This window comes from Streptomyces sp. NPDC050418 (assembly GCF_044458745.1).
In the GTDB taxonomy this organism is placed as follows: Bacteria; Actinomycetota; Actinomycetes; order Streptomycetales; family Streptomycetaceae; genus Streptomyces.
The window spans coordinates 19,720-46,105 of sequence record NZ_JBITIG010000001.1 but is presented as its reverse complement, the minus strand read 5'-3'; the positions used below and the strand labels follow the sequence as shown (position 1 = coordinate 46,105).

General features: G+C 69.1%; 23 protein-coding genes. 15 read left to right on the top strand and 8 right to left on the bottom strand.

What is annotated here, in order from left to right; genetic code table 11:
* Positions 1-66 precede the first annotated feature (66 nt).
* Complete coding sequence (locus ACIBI4_RS00210; RefSeq protein WP_399201216.1) at positions 67-693, top strand: TetR/AcrR family transcriptional regulator; 627 nt, start codon at positions 67-69, stop codon at positions 691-693.
* A 23-nt stretch (positions 694-716) separates the two neighbouring features.
* Here the strand turns inward: ACIBI4_RS00210 and ACIBI4_RS00205 are convergent, their stop codons facing one another.
* Positions 717-1,790 carry a DUF4185 domain-containing protein gene (locus ACIBI4_RS00205; protein ID WP_399201215.1) on the bottom strand — a complete coding sequence of 358 codons (1,074 nt, stop codon included), beginning with the start codon at positions 1,788-1,790 and terminating at the stop codon, positions 717-719.
* A 412-nt stretch (positions 1,791-2,202) separates the two neighbouring features.
* On the opposite strand from ACIBI4_RS00205, the gene ACIBI4_RS00200 reads away from it, so the two are divergent.
* The 7 genes from ACIBI4_RS00200 to ACIBI4_RS00170 all read left to right on the top strand — a co-directional run bounded on the left by ACIBI4_RS00200 (position 2,203) and on the right by ACIBI4_RS00170 (position 11,238).
* Positions 2,203-3,843 carry a fucose isomerase gene (locus ACIBI4_RS00200; RefSeq protein ID WP_399201214.1) on the top strand — a complete coding sequence of 547 codons (1,641 nt, stop codon included), beginning with the start codon at positions 2,203-2,205 and terminating at the stop codon, positions 3,841-3,843.
* Positions 3,844-3,868: 25 nt separating this feature from the next.
* Entirely contained in the window at positions 3,869-5,203 is a 1,335-nt protein-coding gene (locus tag ACIBI4_RS00195) for an extracellular solute-binding protein (protein ID WP_399201213.1), read from the top strand.
* Between the two features lie 59 nt (positions 5,204-5,262).
* Complete coding sequence (locus ACIBI4_RS00190; RefSeq protein ID WP_399201212.1) at positions 5,263-6,231, top strand: carbohydrate ABC transporter permease; 969 nt, start codon at positions 5,263-5,265, stop codon at positions 6,229-6,231.
* Positions 6,232-6,266: 35 nt separating this feature from the next.
* Positions 6,267-7,088 carry a carbohydrate ABC transporter permease gene (locus ACIBI4_RS00185; RefSeq protein ID WP_399201211.1) on the top strand — a complete coding sequence of 274 codons (822 nt, stop codon included), beginning with the start codon at positions 6,267-6,269 and terminating at the stop codon, positions 7,086-7,088.
* Complete coding sequence (locus ACIBI4_RS00180) at positions 7,085-9,586, top strand: GH116 family glycosyl-hydrolase (protein ID WP_399201210.1); 2,502 nt, start codon at positions 7,085-7,087, stop codon at positions 9,584-9,586. The genes ACIBI4_RS00185 and ACIBI4_RS00180 overlap by 4 nt, the downstream gene beginning before the upstream one ends.
* Before the next feature lie 37 nt (positions 9,587-9,623).
* A complete protein-coding gene (locus ACIBI4_RS00175; protein WP_399201209.1) occupies positions 9,624-10,730 on the top strand; it encodes a glycoside hydrolase family 172 protein in 1,107 nt (368 codons plus the stop codon).
* Positions 10,731-10,809: 79 nt separating this feature from the next.
* On the top strand, positions 10,810-11,238 hold the full coding sequence (locus ACIBI4_RS00170) for an OsmC family protein (RefSeq protein WP_399201208.1): 429 nt from the start codon (positions 10,810-10,812) through the stop codon (positions 11,236-11,238).
* 12 nt (positions 11,239-11,250) lie between these two features.
* On the opposite strand, the gene ACIBI4_RS00165 is transcribed toward ACIBI4_RS00170, so the two are convergent.
* The 3 genes from ACIBI4_RS00165 to ACIBI4_RS00155 all read right to left on the bottom strand — a co-directional run bounded on the left by ACIBI4_RS00165 (position 11,251) and on the right by ACIBI4_RS00155 (position 13,427).
* On the bottom strand, positions 11,251-11,421 hold the full coding sequence (locus tag ACIBI4_RS00165; protein ID WP_399201207.1) for a rubredoxin: 171 nt from the start codon (positions 11,419-11,421) through the stop codon (positions 11,251-11,253).
* Positions 11,418-12,623 (bottom strand): alkane 1-monooxygenase, encoded by a 1,206-nt coding sequence (locus ACIBI4_RS00160; RefSeq protein WP_399201206.1) that lies wholly within the window; start codon positions 12,621-12,623, stop codon positions 11,418-11,420. The genes ACIBI4_RS00165 and ACIBI4_RS00160 overlap by 4 nt, the downstream gene beginning before the upstream one ends.
* Positions 12,624-12,815: 192 nt before the next feature.
* The gene (locus tag ACIBI4_RS00155; RefSeq protein WP_399201205.1) at positions 12,816-13,427 is read right to left on the bottom strand and encodes a TetR family transcriptional regulator; all 612 of its coding nucleotides are present in this window, start codon (positions 13,425-13,427) and stop codon (positions 12,816-12,818) included.
* Positions 13,428-13,540: 113 nt separating this feature from the next.
* On the opposite strand from ACIBI4_RS00155, the gene ACIBI4_RS00150 reads away from it, so the two are divergent.
* Positions 13,541-14,836: a CehA/McbA family metallohydrolase gene (locus ACIBI4_RS00150; RefSeq protein ID WP_399201204.1), complete on the top strand. Its 1,296-nt coding sequence runs from the start codon at positions 13,541-13,543 to the stop codon at positions 14,834-14,836.
* A gap of 176 nt (positions 14,837-15,012) precedes the next feature.
* Positions 15,013-15,663: a GNAT family N-acetyltransferase gene (locus ACIBI4_RS00145; protein ID WP_399201203.1), complete on the top strand. Its 651-nt coding sequence runs from the start codon at positions 15,013-15,015 to the stop codon at positions 15,661-15,663.
* Between the two features lie 134 nt (positions 15,664-15,797).
* Here ACIBI4_RS00145 and ACIBI4_RS00140 read toward each other — a convergent pair whose 3' ends face one another.
* Positions 15,798-16,946: an agmatine/peptidylarginine deiminase gene (locus ACIBI4_RS00140; RefSeq protein ID WP_399201202.1), complete on the bottom strand. Its 1,149-nt coding sequence runs from the start codon at positions 16,944-16,946 to the stop codon at positions 15,798-15,800.
* A 314-nt stretch (positions 16,947-17,260) separates the two neighbouring features.
* On the opposite strand from ACIBI4_RS00140, the gene ACIBI4_RS00135 reads away from it, so the two are divergent.
* Positions 17,261-18,892: a serine/threonine-protein kinase gene (locus tag ACIBI4_RS00135; RefSeq protein ID WP_399201201.1), complete on the top strand. Its 1,632-nt coding sequence runs from the start codon at positions 17,261-17,263 to the stop codon at positions 18,890-18,892.
* Between the two features lie 128 nt (positions 18,893-19,020).
* On the opposite strand, the gene ACIBI4_RS00130 is transcribed toward ACIBI4_RS00135, so the two are convergent.
* The 3 genes from ACIBI4_RS00130 to ACIBI4_RS00120 form a co-directional block, all read right to left on the bottom strand.
* Complete coding sequence (locus ACIBI4_RS00130) at positions 19,021-19,878, bottom strand: DUF4436 domain-containing protein (RefSeq protein ID WP_399201200.1); 858 nt, start codon at positions 19,876-19,878, stop codon at positions 19,021-19,023.
* 19 nt (positions 19,879-19,897) lie between these two features.
* On the bottom strand, positions 19,898-21,061 hold the full coding sequence (locus ACIBI4_RS00125; protein ID WP_399201199.1) for an agmatine deiminase family protein: 1,164 nt from the start codon (positions 21,059-21,061) through the stop codon (positions 19,898-19,900).
* A gap of 123 nt (positions 21,062-21,184) precedes the next feature.
* Positions 21,185-21,835, bottom strand: a complete 651-nt coding sequence (locus tag ACIBI4_RS00120; RefSeq protein WP_399201198.1) for a TetR/AcrR family transcriptional regulator — start codon at positions 21,833-21,835, stop codon at positions 21,185-21,187.
* 113 nt (positions 21,836-21,948) lie between these two features.
* Between ACIBI4_RS00120 and ACIBI4_RS00115 the strand changes: the two genes are divergently transcribed.
* The 4 genes from ACIBI4_RS00115 (at position 21,949) to ACIBI4_RS00100 (ending at position 26,364) form a co-directional block, all read left to right on the top strand.
* Positions 21,949-22,527, top strand: a complete 579-nt coding sequence (locus tag ACIBI4_RS00115) for a TetR/AcrR family transcriptional regulator (protein WP_399201197.1) — start codon at positions 21,949-21,951, stop codon at positions 22,525-22,527.
* A 218-nt stretch (positions 22,528-22,745) separates the two neighbouring features.
* Positions 22,746-23,441, top strand: coding sequence for an urease subunit gamma (gene ureA / locus ACIBI4_RS00110; protein ID WP_399201196.1), 696 nt, complete (start codon positions 22,746-22,748; stop codon positions 23,439-23,441).
* A complete protein-coding gene (locus tag ACIBI4_RS00105) occupies positions 23,438-25,189 on the top strand; it encodes an urease subunit alpha (RefSeq protein WP_399201195.1) in 1,752 nt (583 codons plus the stop codon). Before ureA ends, ACIBI4_RS00105 begins: the two co-directional genes overlap by 4 nt.
* A gap of 161 nt (positions 25,190-25,350) precedes the next feature.
* The gene (locus ACIBI4_RS00100) at positions 25,351-26,364 is read left to right on the top strand and encodes an agmatine/peptidylarginine deiminase (RefSeq protein ID WP_399201194.1); all 1,014 of its coding nucleotides are present in this window, start codon (positions 25,351-25,353) and stop codon (positions 26,362-26,364) included.
* Positions 26,365-26,386 lie beyond the last annotated feature (22 nt).

The window sequence follows — 26,386 nt, the reverse complement described above, 5'->3', positions numbered from 1 at the left end:
CGCGGTCCTGACGCAGGCACCCGGCGACCGTGTACGCCGCAGTTCCGCGACTGTTAGGGTCCGCCCATGTCCAGCGCACGACTGCCCAGCGGCCGGCACCACCTCACCCGCGAGCAGGTGGTCGGCTCGCAGCGGCGGCGGATCCTCGTCGCCATGGCGGACGCCATGATGGAGAAGGGCTATGTCGGCACCTCCGTGGCGGAGATCATCCGACGGGCCGGTGTCTCCCGGGAGACCTTCTACCAGCAGTTCCGCTCCAAGCAGGACTGCTTCGTCCAAGCGCTCGACACCGGTACGGAGCTGCTTGCGGGCCTGCTCGAACTCGCTGCCGATGACGAGCGGGACAAGGACACGGGCGACCGCAGGCTTGACCCGTCCGCCAAGTTCCGCCGCCTGATGCGCATCTACCTCGGCACCCTCGCGGACGAGCCGGCCCTCGCCCGGGTCTTCCTCGTCGAGGTGTACGCGGCGGGACCGGAGGCGATGGAACACCGCCGCGAGGGCCAGCGCCGCTTCGCGGAGGCCATCGCCGAGATCTTCGCCGCCCGCACCCCGCAGGACCGGTTCTCCTGCGAGGCACTGGTGGCGGCAACCGCCCAGCTGGTCACCACGCACCTCATCACCGGCGACCTCGACGCACTGCGCGCCTTGGAGGACCCGCTGGCGGCGCTGGCGGACCAACTTCTGGGCTGAGTCCCGGGGTTGAGGCCGGCCCCTTACGGCGCGGAGGCGAAGCCCTGGATGCGGTGCTGCATCACGCGGTACGGCCAGCCCTGCGCGGTGTTCCACTGGCTGACGGCGAGGTGCAGATCGTCCAGCGTGGAACCGGGAATGATGTATCCGCCGTAGAGTTGCGCCACGTGCGAGTCGTCCTCCTGCCCCCACTCGCCGCCATGGATGAGCGTGCGCCGGTGCGCGGTGTACAGGTTGGACGTGGGGTAGTCCATGATCATGCCGTCGATCCGGTAGTCACCGGCGTTGAACCAGGTCAGTACCCACTTCCCGCCGAGCGGCCGCAGGCACAGCTCGCCGAACTTCCCCTCCAGTACGGGCGTGGCCGGATTGCCCCAGCCCCAGGCGCCGTTGCGGTAGCCCCACGGTTCGTACGCGCCGGGGTCCGCGATCCGGTCGGCGCGAACCCGCGTCAGGATGATGGGCCGGGAGCGGGTGAACGCGGTGGAGTACACGTATATCCAGCCGTCGTTGCCCTGCCCCCAGCTGAGGCACTGGAACAGTCCGCCGTGCGCATCCGGGGCGAACTTGGCGCCCGTGTGGTACCAGTGCGCGCCCGAGTCGTCGGACCGCCAGATCTCGGTCCACACGACGTTGTGCAGGCCCTGGTTGACCATGACGTGCAGATACATGCTGCCGCCGACGGTGATCACATCGGACGGCAGTACGGTCGAGAAGACCGGGTTGTCGTGCTCGTAGAACCACAGCTGCTCGGCCGCGGCCCCACCGACGGCGCCGGACCAGCGCACCCCCGAGGCGAGGTCCGTCGTGTCCGACCACAGCGCGACGGGGGAGCGCCACCAGCCGCCGCCGACGTGCGCCTGCTCGAAGGTGTCACCGAAGACGAACAGCATCCGTCCGTCGGGGGTACGGGCGGGAATGCCGAGGTCGGTGGCCTCCATCCGATAGGCCGTGGTCAGGCCGGGCCCGGTCAGATCCCGGATCTTGTCGACTCGTAGGGCCTGGCGCCCCGCCGCTCGCGCACCGCCGGAGGCGCCGAGCACCGACGCGCCAAGTGCGGTGCCTGCTGCGGCTCTCAGGAAAGTGGACCGTTTCATCGTGCCCTCCTCGAAGCCATGACATGTGGGGGTGGACCTCATGGACCCGTGCGTCGACGGAATCGTTTTCGAGCGAGTGCACGTCGCGGCGCACGGATACCTGATCAGGTGGGCGAACCGAGGCCTCCGCGAAAACGGGAGCACGCTCCCGCCGCACCTACCGGCCTCCTGCAAGGGAATTGACCCTACGGTCGAGTGAGGCTGCCAGTCCGTTCCGGGCGCGTCAATGGGGACGTACGAACTCGCAGGCGCCCTGTCGCGCTACGCAGACGAACCGATCCGACCCCTGCTGCAGGGCTTGACGGTGAAATCGATTTCTGCCAGATTCCACGCCACCATCCACAGCTCGACCCTCGGATCGGCCGCCGCGGCGGGGTGCAACACCCGCCGCCTCGATGGGAGAGGAAGCCCCTTGCCCACCTACACGCTGCCCCCACCCACCCAGCGACCGCAGGCGCTGCCGCGCACCGTGTACACCGTCGCCAGCGGCGATCTGCGGCCCGGCGCGAACATCGCATGCTGGCCGGCGCAGGAGGGACTCGAGGCCGACCTCACGGCAGCCGTCACCTCGCTCGGCTGGTCCGTACGGCGCGGCCACGAGGCCGACCCCGACGCCCAGCACGGATTCATCGACAGCCAGCGGCGCGGCATCGAGGTGTTCAAATCCCTGCCGCCGGACGCCCCGCTGATCGTCGTCACCGCCGTCTGGCAGTACAGCCACCACGTGCTCGCCGGTCTGCGCAGCCACCGCGGCCCGATCCTCGTCGTCGCCAACTGGTCCGGCGCGCACCCCGGTCTCGTCGGCCTGCTGGGCCTCGGCGCGAGCCTGACCAAGGCCGGTGTGCCCCATTCGACCTTGTGGAGCACCGACTTCACCGACGACTGGGCCCGCGCAGGACTGAGCCGCTGGCTGGAGACCGGCGTGCTCGAGCACGATCAGTCCCACGTCCGTGAGCTGCCCGCACTCGACGCCGCCCGGCCCGAGGTGGAACTCGGCGCGGCCCTCGCCCGCCACCTGCGCGACGACAAAGCCATCATCGGCGTCTTCGACGAGGGCTGCATGGGCATGTACAACGCGATCATCGACGACGAACTGCTCAACCCCCTCGGCATCTACAAGGAGCGCCTCTCGCAGAGCGCCCTGGTCGCCGAGATGGACCGGGTCCCGGACGAGGAGGCCGCCGCCGTACGCAGCTGGCTGGACGCGCGCGGTTTCACCTTCCACCTCGGCACCGACGACGCCACCGAGCTCACCGAGGCCCAGCTGACCAGCCAGTTCAAGATGTATATCGCGGCGCTGCGCATCAGCGATGACTTCGGACTCGACGCGGTCGGCATCCAGTACCAGCAGGGCCTCAAGGACACCGTCCCGGCCAGCGACCTCGCCGAGGGCCTGCTCAACGACACCGAACGGCCGCCCGTGCACAGCCGCGACGGCTCACGCGAGCTGTACCCGGGCCGGCCGCTGCCCCATTTCAACGAGGTGGACGAGGGCGTCGCCGTGGACGCGCTCGTCACCAACCGGATCTGGACCGCCATGGGCCTGGACCCCGCCACCACCCTGCACGACATCCGGTGGGGCGAGGAGTACGACGGCGAGTTCGTGTGGGTCTTCGAGATCTCCGGCTCGGTCCCGGCCGCGCACAACGGCGGCTACGACCGCAGCTGGAGCATGCGCCAGCCGCCGATGTACTTCCCGCTGGGCGGCGGCACCCTCAGCGGCGTGTCCAAGCCGGGCGAGATCGTATGGTCCCGTGTCTTCCTGACGGGCGGTGCCCTGCACGTGGACCTCGGCCGCGGGCACGTCGTCGGACTGCCCGAGGAGGAGACGCAGCGCCGGCTCGACGCGACCACTCCGCAGTGGCCGATCATGCACGCGGTGCTGCACGGGGTCGGCCGCGACCAGCTGATGGCACGGCACAAGGCCAACCACGTGCAGGTGGCCTACGCCCCCGACGCGGAGGCCGCCGACCGGGCGCTGCTCGCCAAGGCCGCCCTTTTCGCCGAACTCGGTCTCGCCGTGCACCTCTGCGGCGACGTGGACGTGAAGTGACGCCGGACATCCCAAAGGAGAGATCGTGTTCATCGGGCGACGGAGAACGGCCGCACTGGCCGCGGCGGCCATGGCCTGTGTCATGGTCCTGGCCGGCTGCGACAGCGGCGGGGCCAAGGAGACCGAGGGCGGACGGACCGTCGTCGACTTCTGGCAGTTCAAGTACGAGGACTACCAGCAGAAGTGGTTCAAGAAGCAGGTCGACAAGTACAACGCCTCCCAGGACAAGGTGAAGGTCAGGATCCAGGTGGTCCCCGGCGACACCTGGGAGCAGAAGCTGAAGGCCGCCCAGGCCGCAGGCAGGCAGCCGGACGTGTCGACCACCGCGTACAACGGCATCGTGCCCGGCACCCGCGAAGGCCGCTTCGCGCCGCTGGACGACCTGCTCCCGGCGAAGGCCATGAGCGACATCAAGGAGAACGTACGGGACTACGTGAGCGTCGAGGGCAAGACGTACGCCTACCCGTTCCTCGTGGAACCGTCCACGGTCCTCTACTACCGCACCGACCTGGTGACGGCCGCCGGTCTCGACCCGGCGAAACCGCCTACCACCTGGGCCGAGTTGCTCACCTGGGCGAAGAAGCTGACCAAGGGCAAGGTCAAGGGCATGTCGATCGCCTCCACGGAGGCGGATCTGGGCTGGACGAGCTGGGGCCTGCAGTACAACGCCTGCGGCCATCTGCCCATATCCGACGACTGGTCCAAGGCCCGTGCCACCGAACCGTGCTTCGAGAAACTGGCCGGCCTCTACCGCGACCTGTACTCCCAGGGCCTGGTGCCCAAGCAGCCCAAGGTCGGTTACGGGGACATCGCCCCGTACGGCCAGGGAGACGTGGCGATGTCGGCCGGCGGGTCCTTCTCCCTGGGCCAGCTCAAGAACGAGTTCGCCGGCATGGTGAAGAAGACGGCCGTCGCACCGTTCCCCTCCGTCGACGGGGATCCGGAGAAGACCACGGCGACACTCGGCGGCTGGACCATGACCGTGGACGCCAAATCGCAGGCCAAGGCGGAGGCCGCCGATTTCATCAAGTTCCTGGTCGCCGGTGACCCGGCCATCATGACGGACTTCTTCAAGGCCACGGGCTACTCGAAGTACACGACACGTACGTCGGTGGACGAGGCACTGGCGTCGGATCCGGATGCCACGGCCGACCCGTTCATGAAGGTCATCTCGGAGCAGGTCGTCCCGTACAGCAAGCCGGAAGCGGCGCACCCCTGGGAGGTCTCGCTCGCGCTCGGCAAGGCCATCGAAGCGGCGATGAAGGGCAAACAGAGCATCCCCGACGCCCTGAAGACCGCCGACAAGGCCATCAACGAGGCCATCAAGAAGCAGTCGCTGGCGGGGACGGCCCCCAAGTAGCCCCGCGACGGCGCCGGGACACCGCGTCCCGGCGCCGCCTCTCCCGGAGGAGACCCGCGATGTCGATCACCAAACCACGGGCGGCGCAGACCAGAAGGCCCACCCGCCCCGCCCGTCCCGCCGGGCGGCGCAGCGGGCGCACCCGCCGCAAGGACAACGCCACCGCGTATCTGATGCTCGCCCCCATGGTGGGCCTGCTCGGCGTCTTCGTCTTCTGGCCGCTGGTGTACTCCGTGTATCTGAGCCTCTTCGAGATCAACTTCTACAAGGGCTCGACGTTTGTCGGCATGAAGTTCTACAAGTACGTGCTGGCCGACCCGCAGTTCTGGTCCTCGGTCGGGAAGGGCCTGTACTTCGCCGCGCTCGTCGTACCCAGCGGTCTGGTCGTCGCGCTGCTGCTCGCGAGCTTCATCAAGACCCTGGGCCGCAGGTCCGCGGCCTTCGTCAAGACCGTGGTCTACCTGCCCGCCGTGATCTCCGTGGTGATCGCCTCGCTGCTGTTCCGCTTCATGTACCAGGACGAGGGCGTGGTGAACTGGCTGCTCGGCCTGTTCGGCGTCGAACCCGTGGGCTGGCTGGAGAACGCCGACACCGCACTGCCCGCCATCGCCGTGCCCGGCCTGTGGCTCAGCTTCGGCCTGACCACGCTGATCCTGCTGGCCGCCCTCCTGGACATCCCGGAGAGTTACTACGAATCCGCTCAGCTCGACGGCGCCGGCTTCTTCCGGTGCACCTGGTCGATCACGCTGCCGCTCCTGAAGAACATCCTCCTGTACCTCACGGTGACCGGCCTCGTCGTGCCCGCGACCGGTATCCAGCAGCTGGAGCTCCCCTTGATCATGACGGAGGGCGGGCCGGTCGGGTCGACGACCACCCCCAACCTGTTCATCTTCTTCAGCTTCCGGGACGCCACCCCGTATGCGACGAGCTATTCACTGACGGCAGCGCTGCTGCTGTTCGTCGTCCTGGGGGCGATCTCCTTGCTCATCTTCCGCTTCCTCAAGTCCGAGAAGTCCATCGACGGCTGAGAAGTCCATCGACGGCTGAGCGCCAGGGGCCCTCCATGCAGATTTCAGCTTCCCGCCGCATGTTCTCCGGGATGTTCGTCGCCGTCATCGGCATCAGCACCCTCTTCCCGCTGGCCTGGATGGCGATCGCCGGCTTCAAGACGAAGACAGAGGTGCTGAGTTCACCGTTCCAGTTCTTCCCCGAAGTGTGGCGTTTCGAGAACTACCGGGAGATCGCCGGTGATGCGCAGTTCATGCGGGCGATGATCCTCACCTTCGTGGGCGCGCTCATCTTCACCGTGCTCAGCCTGGTGGTGAACTCGATGGCCGCATACGTCTTCGCACGGCTCGAGTTCACCGGCAAACGCCTGTGGTGGGTCTACTGCATCACCCCCATGTTCATCCCCATGATGGCGATCCTGCTGACCTCGTTCGTCGTGGTCTCGAAGCTGGGCATGCTCAACACGATGGCGGTGCTCATCGTCCCCGGACTCGCGGCCTCCGCGCAGATGTTCTTCCTGCGGCAGTTCTATCTGGGCTTCCCCACGTCCGTGGAGGAAGCCGCCTTGATCGACGGCGCGTCGCGCTGGCAGATCTTCACCAGGATCTTCCTGCCGCAGTCGGCGGCCCCGTTCGTCGTGATGGGGATCGTCTTCTACCTGGCCTTCTGGAACTCCTACGTGTGGCCGGTGCTGACCATCAGCGATCCGAACCTGACGCAGATCATGCAGTTCCTCGCCGACTACCGCACCACGCGCGGCAACGACTGGGCGATGCTCATGGCCGGATCCACGCTGGCCTCGCTGCCGACGCTCGTCCTGTTCCTCGTCTTCCAGCGCTTCATCGTCAACGGCGTCCGTCTCTCGGGGATCAAGTGACCACAGCAGAAGAATCCGACTGGCCCGTCGTACGCCGCTACCGGGGCGCCGAACTCGCCCGGATCGCCCTGCCCGTCGGCGGCATCGGCACCGGCTGCATCAGTCTTGGCGGACGGGGTCAACTGCTGGACTGGGAGCTGTTCAACCGCCCCGGCAAGGGCTTCACCCCGCAGTCCTTCTTCTGTGTGCGCACCGCGGACGCGAGTGGGGTACACACACGCGTCCTGGAGTCGGAACTCCTCGACCACGAGTACGCAGGACCGCACGGCAGCCCGTCCGCGCTGCACGGACTGCCCCGTTTCCGCACCGGCGAGTTCGCCGCCGCGTACCCCTTCGGTCAGGTCCGTCTCACCGACCCGGGGCTGCCCGTGGAGGCCACGGTGCAGGCGTACAACCCGCTGGTGCCGGGCGACGCCGAGGCCAGTGGGCTGCCCGTCCACGTCCACCGGGTGCGCCTCACCAACGTGTCGCCGCGGCCGGTCACCGCGAGCGTCTGCGCCGCCGTGCAACACGTCGTCGGCCGGCAGCGGTCGGGGGAGCTGCCGGCCGGCAATCGCTTCCGCCCGTTCACCGCCGACGGAGCCACAGGGCTGTACGGGCACTGCACCGAGGTGGCCGAGGATGACGAGGCATGGGGGAGTCTCGCCCTGGCCGTCGTCGGCGACCCCGTGAGCAGCAGCCGTCGCACCTGGGCCAAACGTTCCTGGGGCGACTCCTTGCTTGATTTCTGGGAGGACTTCGCCGCCGACGGTGCACTGGACGAACCCGACGAAGGAGCCAAGGTGCCCACCGGCTCCCTCGTCGTCAGCAAGGAACTCGCGCCCGGCGCCACCGCGACCGTCACCTTTCTCATCGCCTGGCACGTCCCCAACCGCCGCGGCTGGCGCCACGACTTCCGCCCCGCGCCCGTCTTCGGCCACAGCGACGATCTCGTCGGCAACCACTACACCGGCCGTTTCACCGACGCCGCCGACGTCGTACGCACCGTCGTACCGCGCCTGGCCGGCTACGAGGACGCCACCCGGCGCTTCGTGGAGACCATCACCACGTCCACCCTGCCCGCCGCCGTCCAGGACGCGGTGCTGTCCAACCTCGCCGTACTCAAGTCGCCGACCTGCTTCCGGATCGCCGACGGCACCTTCCTCGGCTGGGAGGGCTGCAACGCCGACCACGGGAGCTGCCACGGCAGTTGCACCCACGTATGGAACTACCAGTACGCGCTGGAACAGCTCTTTCCCGAGCTCGCCTGGACGATGCGGGAGGTGGAATTCGTCCACTCCCTCGACGAGCGCGGGCTGATGAGCTTCCGCGCTGGCCTGCCGCTGGAGACGAACGGCACCGGCTGGCGCATCGCCGCCGCCGACGGTCAGATGGGCGCCCTCGTACGGCTGTTGCGGACCTGGCGGCTCACCGGCCGTGACGACCTCCTTGCGCGGCTGTGGCCCGGGGCACGCAAGGCGCTGGAGTTCGCCTGGATCCCGCTCGGCTGGGACGCCGACCAGGACGGCGTCATGGAGGGCTGCCAGCACAGCACCACCGACGTCGAGTACTACGGTCCGAGCGGCATCAACCAGTCGTGGTACCTCGCCGCGCTGGCGGCCTGCGCCGTCATGGCGCGCGCGGTCGGCGAGCACGCCTTCGCCGACACCTGCGAGGAACTGCGGGCCACGGGAGCGGCACGCACCGACGCCGCTCTGTTCAACGGCGAGTACTACCAACAGCGCGTCCTGCCACCGGGTTCGGCCGAGCGGATCGCCGAAGGACTGCGTATTCGGTACGAGGGCGACAGCCCCGATGTCGGCTCCGACGACCTGGCCGCACCCGACTTCCAGATCGGTGCGGGCTGCATGAGCGACCAGCTCGCCGGCCACGCCCTCGCCGTCCTCAGCGGCCTCGACGACGGCCTCGATCCCGCGCACACGGCCACGGCGATGCGCAGCGTGGTGCGGTACAACCACCGCACCGACTTCCATGCGCACGTGAACCATCTGCGCGGCTACGCCCTGGGGTCCGAGCACGGTCTTCTCAACTGCACGTATCCGCACGGGGAGCGTCCGCGCCGGCCCTTCCCGTACAGCAGCGAGGTCTGGACGGGCCTGGAGTACACGGCCGCCGTGACCCTCGCCCTGCAGGGCGAGCACGATCAGGCCGAGCACCTCGTCGCCGACGCACGCGCCCGCCATTCGGGCCGTCGCCGCAACCCCTTCGACGAGACGGAGTGCGGCAGCCACTACGTGCGCGCGATGGCCTCCTTCGGACTGGCCCACGCCTGGCCGCGGACCGTCGTGGACGCGCGGGCGCGGACGATCACCGTCGACCCGGTGCCGGGCCGCTGGCCCGTGGTGGCCGGTCCGCTGGTCGGCACCCTCGTGATCCGCCCGTCGGAGGACGGCTTCCGGGCAGCCCATTACGAGGGCACGGCGCCCGGATATGCGTACGAGGTCCAGGTGCGCCGCGGGGACCGTGAACAGGCGGATGTGCCGGCCGGGGACGTATGAGCGCGCGGATCTGCAATCGATGTCACAAGGAGTATGGATGAGCACCCATTTCGGCCTGGACGACCTGGCCCGCACCAGTGGCGCCGTGACCCGGTCCATCAGCGCGGAGAACTTCACCGGCGCCAAGGGCGGGGGAGGCCGGGCCACGGAAGGCACCGGGGCCCGAGCCGCCGGGCGGCTCGGGCGGGGCTGGAAGGTCTCGCCGAGCATCGACATCGCTGCCGGTGAGACAGCCGTCCTCGGCGAGATCGACGGACCGGGCACCATCCGGCACATCTGGTGCACGACCGCGCCCCATGCGGCCTGGCGCACCACGCTGTTGCGCATGTACTGGGACGATGCCGAGGCCCCGGCCGTCGAGGTGCCGCTCGGGGACTTCTTCTGCAACGGGTGGGCCGTCTTCTCCCAGGTCTCCTCGGTCCCCGTCGCCGCGAACCCCAACGGCGGCCTCAACGCGTACTGGCCGATGCCGTTCCGGCGCCATGCGCGGATCACCCTGGAGAACCTCTCCGCCGAACAGATCACCCTCTACTACCAGATCGACTACGAGCTGGGCGGGACCGCGGACGACGCCGCCTACCTCCATGCCCAATGGCGCCGCAGCAACCCGGTCACGACCGGCGTCGACCACACGCTCCTGCAGGACGTCACCGGACGCGGCTCGTACGTCGGCACGTACCTGGCGTGGGGCGTCAACAGCCCCGGCTGGTGGGGCGAGGGCGAGATGAAGTTCTTCCTGGACGGCGACGGCGAGTTCCCGACGATCTGCGGCACCGGAACGGAGGACTACTTCGGCGGCGCCTGGAACTTCGACGTCCCCGGCCAGGGCTACACCGCGTACACCACGCCGTATCTCGGCCTGCACCAGATCCTGCGCCCGGACGGCCGCTACGCCAGCCAGCAGCGGTTCGGGATGTACCGATGGCACATACTGGACCCGGTGCGCTTCCAGGACGACCTCCGCGTCACCGTGCAGTGCCTGGGCATCGCCCACGGCCACGGCAACGGACTGCCGCACCGCTACCGCGCCAACCACGACGACATCGCCTCGACGGCACTCTTCTACCTGGACGCACCGTCGTGCCCCGCCTCTCTGCCCGCCACCCCGGACCTGCTCGACCTCGAGGTGGACTCGCCCAGTTAGGCGTGCCCGGTGTCCCGCCGGGGCGCGGCCCAGGCGCGGCATCGGATCACCGCATTGCCGCGTGGCTACGCTCGCCGCCATGACTTCCGACACTCTGCGTTCCGTTGCCGTCGAGCGGACCGGCGCCGGCCGGTTCACCGCAACCAACTCCCGCGGCGACACCGTCGACTTCGGGACCGGCTCGGGCGGCGGCTTCTCCCCGGTCGAGCTGCTCCTGGCCGCGATCGGCGGCTGCACCGCGGCCGACGTGGACGTCGCGACGAGCCGTCACGCGGAACCCGTGACGTTCCGCGTGACGGTGAGCGGACACAAGATCGAGGATGACCAGGGCAACCGTCTGACCGACCTCGAAGCCGCCTTCACCGTGGCCTTCCCGGACGGGGAACCGGGCGACCGGGCCCGCACCATCCTGCCCAGAGCGATCAAGACCTCCCACGACCGGCTCTGCACGGTCAGCCGCACCATCGAGGCCGGGACACCGGTCACCACCAGGGTGCAGGAGGCCTGACCGCGTGCGAGGTCAGGCGACGTCCACCGGATCGAAGTCGATCTTCTCGCGGACGCCGCAGTCGGGGCAGGCCCAGTCGTCGGGGACCGCCTTCCACAGGGTGCCGGCAGGGAAGCCCTCGCGGGGGTGGCCCGTGTCCTCGTCGTAGAGGTAGTCGCAGGACGGGCAGCGGTAGCGGCTCATGCGGTGACGCCCGGGGTGTCCTTGGGGTGCTCGCCTGCGCCGTACCGAGTGAGCAGGGCGCCGCGCCGTGAGGGCTGGAGGTTCGCGCGGCGGACGTCGCCGCCGTAGTGGGCGAGCACCCGGTGGTCCATGACGCGGCGCCACAGCGGCGGGAAGTACGCGAGGACGATCATCCCGGCGTAGCCGGTGGGCAGTTCGGGGGCGTCCTCAAAGTGGCGCAGGGCCTGGTATCGGCGGGTGGGGTTGGCGTGGTGGTCGCTGTGCCGCTGGAGGTGATAGAGGAAGACGTTGGAGGCGACGTTGTCGCTGTTCCAGCTGTGCTTGGGGGCGCAGCGTTCGAACCGGCCGGACTCGGTGCGTTCGCGCAGCAGCCCGTAGTGCTCGGTGTAGTTGATGACCTCGAGCAGGCAGAAGCCGAAGACGGCCTGGCCCACGAGGTAGGGCAGCACCTCGGGCCCGAAGGCGAGGGCGAGCGTGGCGAAGAGCACGGCGGACATGGCCCAGGCGCTGAGGATGTCGTTGCGCCAGGTCCACGGGGAACCGCCGCGCCGGGTCAGGCGGCGTTTCTCCAGCCGCCAGGCGGAGGCGAGGCTGCCGGTGACGGTGCGGGGCAGGAAGCGCCAGAAGCTCTCGCCGAGCCGGGCACTGGCCGGGTCGTCGGGGGTGGCGACACGGACGTGGTGGCCGCGGTTGTGCTCGATGTAGAAGTGGCCGTAGCAGGTCTGCGCGAGGGCGACGCGGGAGAGCCAGCGCTCCGTGGACTCCTTCTTGTGGCCGAGTTCGTGCGCGGTGTTGATGCCGATGCCGGCGACCCCGCCGAGGGTGACGGTGAGACCGATCCGGGCGGCCAGGGAAAGCTCGCCACTGGTGAGCAGCGCGCAGCCGGCGACGAGGCCCGCGTACTGCAGCGGCAGGTACATGTACGTGCACCAGCGGTAGTAGCGGTCCGCTTCGAGTCGGGCGAGAGCGCTGTCGGGCGGGTTGGCGGAGTCCTTGCCGATGAGCTGGTCGATGACCGGGAAGAGGACGTAGAGCAGGATCACGCCGCTCCACCAGAAGACGCCCAGGCCGGTGAGTTCCACCAGGCCCCAGGAGAGGAAGGGGAAGCACGGCACGATCAGGCCCATCAGCCACAGGTAGCGCTTCGGGTCCCGCCAGGGCGGCGCCTCGTGCAGGGTTTCGGGCTCGCTGTGCGAAGGCACGGCCGATCTCCTCACGTTCACGGCTTTGGACACTTGAGGCACTTACTGTCCAGCAAAGTGACACCGGCCCGGCAGGGCGTCAATGGCTTGGGTAGGGATCGGTGCAGTCAGGGTGTGAAGAAGTGGTCACAGTGCGGTCCTGGCGTGCCGCCGCGGTGAAGGGCCGTGGCAGCCAACGGAGTTGACGGCGAATCAGGACTCGTCGACCGGCGCCGGGTAGGCGATCCGAGTGGTGATCGCCGCGATGCGGCGGGCAGACTCCTCGGGCGACGCGGCGGGCTGCACGATGTGGCTCACCGTGAGCCGGACGATCGTCTCGACGGCGAGACTGCGCGAGTGCGCGTCGACCTCGGGCCAGGCGTCGGACGCGTAGGCGTCGAGCATGGCGGTAGCGGTGTCGAAGACCGGCTCGGAACGAGTCGTCAGGTAGGCGAGGAGGTCATCGTCCTCGCCACCGCGCGCCGCAGTGAGGACGGACTTGATGAGCGGGTTGTCCGCGGCCTGGCCCAGGACGAAACCGACGCCCGCGCGTGCCGCCGCGTTGAGGGAGTCGCGGTGCTGGTCCAGCTCCCGCTGGATCCCGAGCAGGAACTGCTCGGCCTCGCGCTCCACCAGGGCGAGGCCGATCGCGTCCTTCGAGTTCGAACCGAACTCGTTGTAGACCGTCTGCCGGCTCACCCCCGCCGCCCGCGCCACGGCAGCGACCCGGAGCCGCCCCCAGCCCTCCGTCGTCACCAGCTCGTATGCGGCGTCAAGGACCCGCTCGCGGAGCAGGCCACGGACGGCCTCGCGAAAGCGCGTCATGGTCCGCCCACTCTAGACCGAGGCGGACGGATGGACCGGCCGTCGGAAACTGTTCCCCTGCGGTCCATCACCACCCGTGTCCTTCTTGGCATGCCCGCGCTAGCTTGCGCGCCATGAATTCCTTACCCGCGCATGCATGTGACCACGGGCACGACCAAGACCACGGCCGTACGGACGACACCACCCTGCCGTATGGACAGGTGAGCCATGACCACCCCAAGAGAGTCGGCCGCAGGGCCCTGCTCTCCTCGGCCGGCGGACTCCTGATGCTGGCGGCCGTGCCCGGCAGCGCTCGCGCCGCCCACGCGACCACGGCCGGCTCCGCCGCGCCGCTCCTCGCGGCCTCGCGCACCTCGAAGCTCACACAGGGCACGACGCTCGTCCACGCCGACATGCACAACCACACCGTGATGTCCGACGGCGACGGCTCCGCCCAGGCCGCGTTCGGCTCGATGCGGGAGGCCGGACTGGACGTCGCGGCGCTGACCGACCACGCGACGCTGTTCGCCATCGACGGCCTGAGCTCGGGGGAGTGGAACACCCAGGGGCAGCTCGCGGACGCCGCCAACAGCCCGGGACAGTTCACGGCACTGCGCGGCTTCGAGTGGTCGAGCCCGCTCGAAGGGCACATCAACGTGTGGAACACCGGCGAGTTCGCCGACCTGTTGCGGGCCCCCGGCCCCGGCAACCTCTACAACTGGCTGGCCGGCCGGCCCGGCAGCCTCGCGAGCTTCAACCACCCCGGCCGGGAGCCGGGCCGGTTCAACGAGTTCGCCTTCAAGGCCTCCGTGCTCGAGCAGATGGTCGGCCTGGAAATGTTCAACCGCACCGACGACTACCTCTTCGAAGGCTGGTCATCGGGCAAAGCATCACCGCTCTGCGTCTGCCTCAACTCCGGCTGGCGGCCCGGCCTCACCGGAGTCACCGACGAGCACGGCACCACCTGGGGCTTCCACGAGGGCAAGGGCCGCAGCGGCCTGTGGGTCACCGAGAACACCCGCACCGCCGTCTTCGAGGCGATGCGCGCGCGGCGCTCGTTCGCGACCCGGGTCTCCGGGCTGCGCGTCGATGCCACGGCCAACGGCGTACGGATGGGAAGCACCATCCCCCTCGCCTCCGGCGACGTCCGCTTCCTCGTCGACATCGACCGGGGTCCGGACTGGGAAGGCAAACCCTTGCGGGTCCAGGTGCTCCGCCCCGGCACGCAGGTCCCGACGGTCGTGGAGGTCATCGACACGGTGAACGGCGCCGTCGCGGACCTCACCGTTCCGCTCAACGCGGCCGACGGCGACTGGGTGGTCCTGCGCATCTCCGACCCCTCGCTGCCCAACGGCACCCCCGGCCCGGCCGGCCACGCCTGCAACGACTTCGGCGTCGCGTATACGAGCCCGTGGTGGCTGCAGCCCTGACCATCTCCGTCCTCGCCTCGCCTCGCCTCCCCTCCCTTCATCCGTACGGCGGGCGAGCGGCGCCCCATGCAGGCGGGCGCCGCCGCTCGTCGCGGATTCCGCGAGTGCGGGGGACGAGCGTCGCCTAGCGGCAAAAGGTGGTGCGACCCGGACGCGACCTGTGCAGACTGACGCGCGTGCTTATCGATCACTGGCCGTTGAAGGCCCTACGCGTACGGTCTCCGCGTCTGGAGTTGCGACTCCCCTCCGAGGACGAGCTGGCGGAGCTCGCCGATGTCGCCGCACGAGGCGTACACGAGCCGACTGCCAAGCCCTTCCTGACCCCCTGGACGGATCTGCCGCCGGCCGAGCGCGCACGGCACGTCATACAGATGCACTGGAGCCGGCTGGGTCGATGGACGCCGCAGAACTGGGCGTTGGAACTCGTCGCCTTTTTCGACGGCCGCCCCGTGGGTGTTCAGGACATGCGAGCCGTGGATTTCGGCATCCGCCAAGAGTTCATCTCGGGCTCGTGGATCGGCCTTGACCATCAGGGCAGGGGACTTGGCACCGAGATGCGCGTCGCCATGCTGCACCTCGCGTTCGCGGAAATGGGCGCTGTGTCGGCGACTTCGATGTCCTTCACCGACAACTTCTCCTCGATCTCCGTGTCCCGCAAACTCGGCTACCGCCCCGACGGCATCACCCGTGACGTCCTGCACGGCGAGGTCGTCGAGTCCCAGAGGTTCCGCCTCTCCCGCGAAGACTGGCACCTGAGTGAGCGTCCGCCCGTGACGGTGAGCGGGTTCAAGGGGTGCGAGGAGCTCTTCGGGATCGTCGACGGGTAGTGGCTCAGGATCCCTTCCTGTGCACGCTCACCCGACCTGCTGGTCCAAGTCGTGGGCCGGCCCGGCGGACCAGGGGCCCGCGATCTGCTTGTTCGGCTCCCTGGAAACCGTTGCACCGTGCGAGGAAGCCGGGGTCAGTCGACCGGTTTGCCGGGCTGGTCGTGGGTGGCGCAGTGGATGCCGCCGCCCCCGGAGGCGACGGTGTCGATGTCGACCTGCACGATGTCGCGCTTGGGGAAGTGCTCCTGGAGGATGCTCTTGGCGCGCTTGTCGGCCTTGCGGTCGCCGAACTTGGGGATGAAGACGGAGTCGTTGGCGATGTAGAAGTTGGCGTAGGTGGACAGGAAATCGTCGCCTTCGCCGGTGATCGCGTACGGGTCGGGCTGCGGCAGATCGATGATCTCGAAGGGGCGGCCCTTGGCGTCCGTCGCCTTGCTCAGGACGGTCTGCGCCTGATCGGCCGAGCGGGACCACGAGTCGGCGGGCATGTCGGGGTGCGCCCGGTCAAGGAGCACCACACCGGGTTCGGTGAAGCGGACGAGACTGTCCACGTGCGCATCGGTGATGTCCTGGCCGCGCACGCCCTTGAGCCAGATGACCTTCGTGACACCCAGGTTCTCCTTGAGTTCGGCCTCGATCCGGTCCCGGCTCTTTCCTCGGTTGCGGTTGTCGTTGACGATCGAGCTCTCGGTGATGAGGAGGGTGCCCTCGCCGTCGGTCTCGAAGGAGCCGCCCTCGGCGATGAAGGGCGCCTGGCGGCGCGGGATGTCGTACTCGGCGAGCAGTGTGCGGCCCACCTTGCCGTCGTTGGCGTGGGTCTGCTTGTCGCCCCACCCGTTGAAGTTCACGTCGACGCCGACGACCTTGCCGTCCTGCTCCACGAAGACAGGCACGGTGTCGCGGGCCCACAGGTCGTCGACGGCCAGCGGGATCACCTCGACGTCCCGGCCGCACGCCTTCTGGGCGGCCTTCTGCTGGTCGGGCCTCGCCATCATCACGACGTACTCGTAGTCGGCGATGGCACGGGCGATGCGCGCGATGTCCGCCCGCACGTAGGGGAGGTCTTCTCCCCATACGGAATCCAACGCGGGCCATGACATGAAGGTGCGCGCGTGGCTCTCCCACTCTGCGCCCATGCGCAGTCCTTTCGCCGCCGTGTCCTGGTTGCCGGATGCGCCGGCCAGATCGTCGCCGGGGTTGCAGGCCGATGCGCCCAGGACGACTGCGCCGATTCCGCCGAGGGTGCGGAGTGCTGAGCGGCGGGTGGGGAGGAGGGGGGACATGGTGAGCTCCGATTGTGGTGGGGTCAACGTATCCGTCCGCATGGCGTGACGCCTGACGAGGCGCAGGAACGCCGCGCCACGGGTGCCGACATGGGCCATGCGGGGAAACCGGTCGCTGACTCGACTCTGGCACAGACTGAAAATTCAGTCAAAATGTGGGAGTGGTTTGTCTCGCACGCGGCGGTTCCATCATGTTGGTGCAGTTGAATTCCCCTGGTGGATCGATGTTGACTGAAACTTCAGATAGCGACCCGCTCATCACGGGGCGGGCCCTTGCTCCGACCCCTCCTCCTCTTGCCGAAAGAGTCACCGCAATGTCCGCTCAGCCTCCCGGGGCGCACTTCACCCGCACCCATCTGTCGGCCGACGATCCCGCCGAGATCGGCGGCTACCGTCTGCACGCCAGGCTCGGCGCCGGAGGGATGGGGATCGTGTACCTGGCCCATACGCCGGGCGGGCGGCCCATCGCGCTGAAGGCGGTGCGGGGCGAGTTCGCCGCTGACCCGGAGTTCCGCCGCCGGTTCGCCGACGAGGTGGCCAGCGCCCGCAGCATCCATGGCCTGTTCACCGCCCAGGTGGTGGACTCGGGCGTGGAAGCCCCCACTCCCTGGCTCGCCACCGCATACGTACCCGGACCCTCGCTGCAACAGGTCGTCGCGCGCCATGGCCCGCTGCCGACGCGCACGGTGCTGCTGCTCGTGGCCGGCATCGCCGAAGCACTCCAGGCCATCCACCGGGCGGGGGTCGTGCACCGGGACCTCAAACCCGCGAACGTACTGATCGCCGAGGACGGCCCCCGCGTCATCGACTTCGGCATCGCCCGCGCCGCCGATGCCACTGACCTGACCGGCACCGGGCTGCGCATCGGCACCGCCGCCTACATGGCGCCGGAGCAGGCGCAAGGCCTGGCGGTGACCCCGGCGACCGACGTCTTCGCCCTCGGCGCGCTTGCCGCATACGTGGCCGGGGGCGTGCTCCCGTTCGGGGGCGGACCCGAGTCCGGAACGTTGTACCGGGTGGTCCACGAGGAACCGGACCTCTCCACGGTTCCGCCGGATCTGTATGACCTGCTGCGGTGGTGTCTTGCCAAGCGCCCCGAGGACCGGCCGCTCCCGGGCGACCTCATCGGCGCCGTGCGCGCCCATCCCGTGGTGGGCGCACGTCCGGAGTTCACCGACGGCTGGCTCCCGCGCGAAATCAGCAGCGAGACCGCCGCCCACGGCCGGCTATGGGGACGTGACAGCGGCAGCAGCGGGGGACAGGTGCACGCCCAGCCGACTCTCGCCGCCGTTCCCGCGACACCCACTGCCGTCGCCCGGCCCGCCCCCGAGGCCGGCGACCTGGCCGACTCCGGCCCACGCCGGGCCCACCGCCGCGGCCGACGGCGGTGGGTCGTGGCCACGCTGGCGGCCGCGGTTCTCGTGGCCGCCGGCGGCACGGCGTACTACATCCTGGAACTCCGAAAAGACCCCGGACGCGGCTCCTCCGGCACCGCCGGCGGTCGGCCCACCCCCTCACCTCACCCCTCCTCCGCGCCATCGCGCCCCTCCACCTCACCGTCCACCGAGCCCGTGTACGTCCCCGACTACACCGATGCCGAGCTCACCGCCCCCGACCCCGACTACGAGTTCGACCTCTCGGCCGGGAAGGTCGTCCCCGCCGAGACCGCGCCGTGGTATCTGGAGGTGGCCGACGGCGAGTTCGTCCTGCCCGAGGAGAGCGATGCCTTCGTGGCGGCCGGGTACGTCCTGAGCCCTGCCGACTGCGTACGGGGCATCGAGCGGGAGCCGGTGACGGAGCTCCTGTACGACGAGCTGGCCGACGAGCGACCGTTCTGCGTACGCAGCCCGGATGGGAAGAGCGTCGTCATCGTGCGGCTCATCGAGGCGGTGCCCGGCGAAGGTCCCGTGACGGTTGTCATGAGCCGGCACGTCGAAGGCGCTTGAACAGGCGTGTCCGGGTTTGCTGCCGCACGACGTCGTTGACCGGCAGGGCATTCTCCCCGGCGTGACCGGCCACCTCGTTCCCCTGCTACCTGCCTCGGCGGGCAGACCCCGGCGGACCTGCTCGGGACCTACGACGGGGGAGTGACTTCGGGGTTGCGTTCCGCCCTGAAGCCCGCGACAGCCACCGTGATGAGACAGAAGGCGATGACGGCCTCGGCCCAGAGAAAGGCGATGTAGTCGAGGAGGCACCCGATGGGCGGGGTTCCGGGAGCGGCGTTACGGAAGGCCGACAGGGCGAACAGTGTGGCAGCCATCCAGCCGAGGGCGGGCCAGGTGAGTCCCTTCTTGCGCGTAACGAGGTACCACGCTCCGATGAGGACCGAGACGGCGAGTGCCCACATTGCAGCCATCATGAAGAGCGCGAAGACGAACGCGCTGCCGGAGCGCGCCAGGCCGACGTCGAAGACGGCGGCGCCGTTGATCTCCGATGCGTCCACCGCGCCCGAGTACAGAGCGTCGCTGTTGGCGAGGACCATCCGGACGGGTACCTTCTCGCCGCCCTGTGTGGCGCTGAACTCGATCGCAGCGTCGTAGGCGTCGAAGGGGTAGTCGGTGATCGAGCCGCCTGTCAGCGTGACAGGCAGATCCTTGGTTGCGATGCGGCTGTGTGCCGTGAAGGAGAGATCACCACGGGTGGAGGTCGACGTCTGGAGCGTCAGGTCTTCGGTGGGTGACACGCCTCCTGCCTCGGCCAGCCTTCCTCGCGGGGTGACCAGGACACGCAGAATCAGTTCCCGTCCGGCGGCGTCGACGCGCTGGATCGTGGCATTGATGTCCACTCGGTCGGGGGCCGAACTGCCTGCCGTGTACACCGTGTCCAGGTCCTGGCGTTCACCGAACTGAAGCCAGGCGCCCAGGGTGATGGCTGCCGCGATCGCGAAACAGGCCAGCACGGTCGCGAAGAGTCTGCGGCGGGTGTCGGACACGGGGACTCCTTGAACCGTGCTACTCGACCGGCTTGCCGGGCTGGTCGTGGGTGGCGCAGTGGATGCCGCCGCCACCGGTGGCGACGGTGTCGATGTTGACCTGAACGATGTCCCGCTTGGGGAAGTGCTCCTGAAGGATGCCGCGTGCCCGGTCGTCGGCCTTCTTGTCACCGAACTTGGGCATGTACACAGCGTCATTGCCGATGTAGAAGTTGGCGTAGGTGGACAGGAAGTCGTCGCTGTACCCGGTGATCAGGTCGGGATCAGGCTGCGGGAGGTCGATGATCTCGAACTCACGGCCCTGCGCGTCGGTTGCCTCGCTCAGCACGGACATGGCCTGGTCCGAGGAACGCGACCAGGAATCGGCGGGCGTGCCCGGAAAAGCGCGGTCCAGGAGAATCACGCCGGGTGCGGTGAAGCGGACGAGGCTGTCGACGTGGGCGTCGGTGATGTCCTCGCCGCGCACCCCCTTCAGCCAGATCACCTTCTTCATGCCCAGGAGTTTCTTGAGGTCGGTCTCGATCTCGGCGCGGCTCATGCCCGGGTTGCGGTTGTCGTTGACGATCGAGCTCTCGGTGATCAGGAGCGTGCCCTCGCCGTCCGTCTCGAAGGACCCGCCCTCGGAGACGAGCGGCGCCTGGACCCGTGGCAACCCGTACTTCTGCAGCACGAGCCGGCCGACTTGCGCGTCGTTGTCGTGGGTCTGTTTGTCGCCCCAGCCATTGAAGTTGAAGTCGACTCCGGTGACCTTGGTGCCCTCCTCGACGAACACCGGGACGGTGTCGCGCGCCCACAGGTCGTCAACGGCGAGTTCGATCACTTCGACGCCGGAGCCGCACTCCCTTTGAGCGGCGGCCCGTTGGTCCGGCCGCGCCATCATGACGACGTACTCGTGCTCCGCGATGGCCCGTGCGACGCGTGCGATGTCCTCGCGTACGTAGGGGAGGTCGTCCTCCCAGACGGACTCGAGTGCAGGCCACGACATGAAGGTGCGGGCGTGGCTTTCCCACTCGGCGGGCATCCGCAGGTCGCCCTCCTGCTTCCTCGCGGCCTGGCCGGCCATGGTGGGGTCGGCCGCTTCGTCGGAGTTGCCGGTGCCGCACGCCGAGGTGCCGAGGGCCAGCGCGCCGATTCCGGCGATGACGCGAAGTGCCGAGCGGCGGGAAGGGGCCTGGGCGGACATGGTGGTCTCCGATTCGTGTGCAGCCGGGGTCGGGGGATCCGGCAGAGTGATGTGGAGGGCGCCTCAAGCGGAGAGGTGATCACGGTCGCACTCGTGAACAGGGTGCATGAGGTGCCCCGGGAATCACTCGCACCGAGACGATGGACACGTCTTCGTGTCGCCCAGCCTTTCGAGCTCGCCGGCGACCGCGTCCCGCATCAGCTCGCGAGCGTGAGCCAGGGGCAGTGCACCACTCAGCCAACGGGTGCTGAGCCCTTCCACCAGGGCGGTGAGTCGTTCCGCGGACACCGTCAGAGCGGGTGCGGGAGCTGCAGGCCGGACGCGGCCCAGGTGGTGCGCCACGTCGTGGATCCAGGTGAGAGTGGCGCGGGCTACATCCGCGCGCAAATCGGGCTCGAAGATCGCGCTGGCCCGTAGCTCACCCCAAGCCGTGCTGTTCTCGCGGACTTCGGGCAGATCCTGGAATTCGAGCAGGAGGGACTGCTCCAGCTCCTGGCGGGCGTCGCGCGGCTGGGCAGAAGCTTCCGCGCCGGACGTATACCGGTCGGCCCGGTCGCTGATGAACTCCAAGGTGTGATGCAGGATCCCGGCCCGACCGTTGAAGTGGTAGTAGAGCAGCGCCGTGGACACCCCGGCTTCGGTCGCCAGTTCCTCCATGCGCAGCCCGCGTACCCCTCGCCGAGCGATGACTCGGGCGGCACCCTCCAGGATGGCTTTTCGGCGGTCCGTCGCCACGTGTGTCCCTCCGGATGATCTGAAACAACAGTAGCGCATTCTGACTGAATACTTAGTCAGATCCAGAGTGTGGAGAGTGCTCGGAAGTCTCGTCGTCCCCATTCGTCAGGGCGCGATGCCGCTGATGAGAGGTGCCCGGTAAGGTTCGGGCCATGGCGTCTCGCAGCACTCAGATCCTCGAAGCCGCCGCCCGGGTGATCGCCCGGCGCGGAGTCCGTGGCCTGCGCGTGGAGGAGCTGGCTGCCGAAGCGGGCGTGTCCACGGCATTGATCTACTACCACTTCAAGGACCGCACGGGAATCCTGCGTCAGACGCTGGAGTTCATCAGCGACCGCGCCGAGCGCTACACGACCGAAGTCGACCCGGGCGCCGAGCCGCTCACCCCGCGCGAGGTGCTGGACCGGACCCTGCTGCTCGAGCTCCAGGACTCGGTCGAGGTCAGGGAGAACAGCAGCGCCTGGGGTGAGTTGCGGGCCAGCGCCGTGTTCGACGAGGTTCTCCGCGAGGACCTGGCGCGATCCACCCTCACGTGGGTGCAGGAGGTGGCAGCCCTTCTCGGCCAGGTCCGGCCGATGGCGCCCGCAGTTGCCCTCACGGCTACCGCCGAGCGCCTCACCGCGCTCCTTGAAGGCCTGAGTATGCGCTGGCTCAGCGGCACCCTCCAGATCGCACACGCCAGATCGCTGATGAGTGAGGCCATCGACGCCGAGATCGCTCGGCTGGGGGACTGACGGCTCGCGCTCCCCAGTGCGGTAGCCGGCTCGGCACCCGCGTTCGTTCCAACGCTTCCCTCGCCGCATGTCCGTGCTCGCGGGACCGCACCGCTCTCTACCGTCAACTTTATTGACTGATATTTCAGTCAGTGCCACAGTGAGCCGCACACCTCACCCCCGCATTCAGGAAAGGAACGGGACATGCGTGTGCGCAGACCCCTGGGGCAGGGGGCGGCATGCCTCTGACGCCCACCGAACGCGACCGGCTGCTGCTGTTCACGGCCGCTCAGCTGGCCCGGACGCGCCTGGAGCGCGGACTGCGGCTCAACGTACCGGAGGCGACTGCATTGATCGCCGACACGGTGTGCGAGGCCGCGCGTGACGGCCTCCATCTCGCGGAGGCCCTCGACCGGGGCCGCAGCATCCTCGGGTCTGACGATGTGCTCCCCGGCGTCACGGACGTGGTGACGGAGATCCAGGTGGAGGCGGTGTTCGAGGACGGCACCCGACTCGCCGTCATCAGCGCCCCGTTCGGTGCGGTGGAGCACGACGACGGCGCCCCCGGGGCCGTCCTGCCCCACACGCAGACGCTGCCGGAGACGGAGCCGCTGGTCACCCTGGGCGTCCGCAACACGTCCGAAGTCCCGGTCAGCGTGACCTCGCACTTCCACTTCTTCGAGGCGAACCCGCGCCTGGAGTTCGACCGGGCCGCCGCCTACGGCATGCGGCTCGCCGCTCCCGCCGGGTCGTCCACCCGGTTCGACCCCGGCGCTGTCATCGAAGTCGGACTCGCGCCGATGGGCGGGGACCGTATCGCGATCGGGTTCGCGGGCCTGGTCGACGGACCGCTGGACGCACCCGGCGCGAAGGCCGAGGCCCTGAAGCGCGCCGTCGCATGCGGCTACCTGGGAGCAAAGGAGACGGAGCGATGAGCAGGCCCACCGGACACGCCGGCCACTGCGCGCCCGGCAGCAGCCGGCACATCGACCCGCACGAATACGCCACCGTGCACGGCCCCCGCGCAGGGGACCGCGTCCGCCTCGGCGACTCCGGGCTCGTTGTCCGGGTGGAGTCGGACTCGCAGGCGTACGGCGAGGAGTTCCTGGCCGGGTTCGGCAAGACCGCCCGCGACGGCATGCACCTCAAGGCCGCAGCCGTCCGCGAGACCTGCGACGTCGTGATCACCAATGTTCTGGTCATCGACGCCGTGCTCGGCATCCGGAAGGTGTCGATCGGGATCCGCGAGGGCCGCATCCACGCGATCGGACGCGCTGGCAACCCCGACACACTCGACGGCGTGGATGTGGTGGTCGGCACCGGCACCACGATGATCCCCGGTGAGGGCCTCATCGCCACCGCAGGGGCGATCGACACCCATGTCCACCTGCTCTCCCCGCGGATCATGGAGGCGTCGCTGGCCTCCGGTGTCACCACGGTCATCGGCCAGGAGATCGGGCCGAGTTGGGGCGTCGGCGTGAACTCCCCCTGGGCACTGAAGCTCGGGTTCAGTGCCTTCGACGCCTGGCCGGTGAACATCGGCTTCCTCGCCCGCGGATCCGCCTCCGACGAGGCGCCCCTGGTCGAGGCGCTGGCCGAGGGCGGCGCCTGTGGCTTCAAGGTCCATGAGGACATGGGCGCCCACACCCGGGCCCTGGACACCGCGCTGCGCGTCGCGGAAGCACACGACGTCCAGGTCGCCCTGCACAGCGACGGCCTCAACGAGTGCCTCTCGGTGGAGGACACCCTGCGTGTCCTGGAGGGCCGGACGATCCATGCCTTCCACATCGAGGGGTGCGGCGGCGGGCACGTCCCGAACGTGCTGAAGATGGCGGGCGTGCCGAACGTGATCGGCTCCTCCACCAATCCGACGCTGCCGTTCGGGCGGGACGCCATCGCCGAGCACTACGGGATGATCGTCTCCGTCCACGCACTCAAGACGGACCTCCCCGGTGACGCCGCCATGGCGCGCGACCGGATCCGGGCCGGGACGATGGGGGCCGAGGACGTGCTGCACGACCTCGGCGCGATCGGCATCACTTCGTCCGACGCGCAGGGCATGGGCCGTGCGGGGGAGACCGTCCGGCGCACGTTCGCCATGGCCGGGAAAATGAAGGCTGAACTCGGGCCGCTCGAAGGCGATGGGGAGGGAGACGACAACGCCCGTGTCCTGCGCTACATAGCCAAGCTCACCATCAATCCCGCCATCGCCCACGGCCTCGCCCACGAGGTCGGCTCGATCGAGATCGGCAAGCTGGCCGACATCGTGCTCTGGCGGCCGCCGTTCTTCGGCGCGAAACCACAGATGGTCCTCAAGGCGGGCTTTCCCGCCTACGGCGTCACGGGCGATCCGAACGCCGCCACCGACACCTGCGAACCCTTGGTCCTGGGGCCCCTGTTCGGCGCGCACGGCGCCGCGCCGGCCGATCTCTCCGTCGCCTTCGTCAGCCGCGCCGCGGCCGAATCCGGCTCGGTCGGGTCACCGCACGACACCCTGGCCACGCGACGCAGGCGTGTCGCTGTACGAGGCACGCGTGGCATCGGCCCCGCCGACATGCTGCACAACGCCCGCCTCGGACAGGTGGACGTCGACCCCCGCACCGGCCTGGTCACCCTGGACGGCGCGCCGATGCGCTCGGAGCCGGCGCAGCAGGTGTCGCTGAGCCGCCTGTACTTCCTCTGAAGCGGTCCGCCGGCCGCGCTCCAAAGCCACGAACTTCCTCTTGACTGAATTTTCAGTCGGGAGGAGGATGCTGTTCACACCGCGTACCCGTACCGCGCCATTGCCAGGCTGAGCCGGCCACCGCCGACGGGTACTTCTGGCGAAACGAAGAGAGACCCGTGATGACTGCATTCCGTATGCCTGCCGAGTGGTCCACGCACGAGGGGTGCCTGATGGCCTGGCCCGTCAGGGAGGACCTGTGGGGAGGAGTGCTGGACGACGTCAAGGAGGAGTACGCGAACGTCGCCCGCGCGATCCACGCGTTCGAACCCGTGACCATGGTCGCGCCGCCGGGCCACGGCGACGAGGCCCGCTCGCGGTGCGGTGACCGGATCACCGTGGTGGAGCTGGCCCAGGACGACTCGTGGTTCCGCGATTCCGCCCCGCTGTTCGTGCTGGACGCCGACGGCAACCGCGCCGCAGTGGACTTCCGGTTCAACGCCTGGGGCCGCAAGCACAGCCCGTTCGACTCCGACGACCGGATCAGCGCCCTGATCCTGGACCACCTCGGCGTCGAGCGCATCGCCTCCGACATGATCCTTGAGGGCGGTGCGATCACGGTCGACGGCGAAGGCACGCTGATCACCACCGAGCAGTGCCTGCTCCACCCGAACCGGAACCCCGGGATGAACCGGGACGAGATCGAGACGGAGCTGAAATCCCGGCTCGGCGTGGACAAGGTTGTGTGGCTTCCGTACGGCGGTCTGCTGGACACCGAGACCGACGGGCACGTCGACGGCGTCTGCGCGTTCGCCGCACCCGGCAAAGTCGTCGTCTCCCTGCCCGACGACCCCGCACACCCCGACTACGCGCGGATGCGCGCCAACCGCGCGGTCCTCGAAAACACCACGGACGCCCAGGGCCGTTCCTTCGAGATCATCGACGTCCCGCAGACCGCATACGCCGCGATCGCCGGCGGCGAGGTCGAAGTGTCCTACCTCAACTACTACGTGGCCAACGGGGGCGTCGTCGTCCCGGTGCCCGGCGCACCCCAGGACGACGACGCGTTGGCGGTCATCGCGGATGCGTACCCCGGCCGGAAGGTCGTCGGAGTACGGGCGCCCGGCATCGCCTACGGCGGGGGAGGGGTCCACTGCATCACGCAGCAGATCCCCGCGGTCCCCGCCACGACCTGAGCCGACGTCGGAACGCTCCCGG

Excerpts from the sequence above, each read along its gene's own strand:
- ACIBI4_RS00210 (WP_399201216.1), top strand. The coding sequence starts at position 67 with ATGTCCAGCGCACGACTGCCCAGCGGCCGGCACCACCTCACCCGCGAG.
- ACIBI4_RS00205 (WP_399201215.1), bottom strand. The coding sequence starts at position 1,790 with ATGAAACGGTCCACTTTCCTGAGAGCCGCAGCAGGCACCGCACTTGGC.
- ACIBI4_RS00190 (WP_399201212.1), top strand. The coding sequence starts at position 5,263 with ATGTCGATCACCAAACCACGGGCGGCGCAGACCAGAAGGCCCACCCGC.
- ACIBI4_RS00185 (WP_399201211.1), top strand. The coding sequence starts at position 6,267 with ATGCAGATTTCAGCTTCCCGCCGCATGTTCTCCGGGATGTTCGTCGCC.
- ACIBI4_RS00175 (WP_399201209.1), top strand. The coding sequence starts at position 9,624 with ATGAGCACCCATTTCGGCCTGGACGACCTGGCCCGCACCAGTGGCGCC.
- ACIBI4_RS00170 (WP_399201208.1), top strand. The coding sequence starts at position 10,810 with ATGACTTCCGACACTCTGCGTTCCGTTGCCGTCGAGCGGACCGGCGCC.
- ACIBI4_RS00165 (WP_399201207.1), bottom strand. The coding sequence starts at position 11,421 with ATGAGCCGCTACCGCTGCCCGTCCTGCGACTACCTCTACGACGAGGAC.
- ACIBI4_RS00155 (WP_399201205.1), bottom strand. The coding sequence starts at position 13,427 with ATGACGCGCTTTCGCGAGGCCGTCCGTGGCCTGCTCCGCGAGCGGGTC.
- ACIBI4_RS00150 (WP_399201204.1), top strand. The coding sequence starts at position 13,541 with ATGAATTCCTTACCCGCGCATGCATGTGACCACGGGCACGACCAAGAC.
- ACIBI4_RS00140 (WP_399201202.1), bottom strand. The coding sequence starts at position 16,946 with ATGTCCCCCCTCCTCCCCACCCGCCGCTCAGCACTCCGCACCCTCGGC.
- ACIBI4_RS00135 (WP_399201201.1), top strand. The coding sequence starts at position 17,261 with ATGTCCGCTCAGCCTCCCGGGGCGCACTTCACCCGCACCCATCTGTCG.
- ACIBI4_RS00125 (WP_399201199.1), bottom strand. The coding sequence starts at position 21,061 with ATGTCCGCCCAGGCCCCTTCCCGCCGCTCGGCACTTCGCGTCATCGCC.
- ACIBI4_RS00120 (WP_399201198.1), bottom strand. The coding sequence starts at position 21,835 with ATGCGCTACTGTTGTTTCAGATCATCCGGAGGGACACACGTGGCGACG.
- ACIBI4_RS00115 (WP_399201197.1), top strand. The coding sequence starts at position 21,949 with ATGGCGTCTCGCAGCACTCAGATCCTCGAAGCCGCCGCCCGGGTGATC.
- ureA (WP_399201196.1), top strand. The coding sequence starts at position 22,746 with ATGCCTCTGACGCCCACCGAACGCGACCGGCTGCTGCTGTTCACGGCC.
- ACIBI4_RS00105 (WP_399201195.1), top strand. The coding sequence starts at position 23,438 with ATGAGCAGGCCCACCGGACACGCCGGCCACTGCGCGCCCGGCAGCAGC.
- ACIBI4_RS00100 (WP_399201194.1), top strand. The coding sequence starts at position 25,351 with ATGACTGCATTCCGTATGCCTGCCGAGTGGTCCACGCACGAGGGGTGC.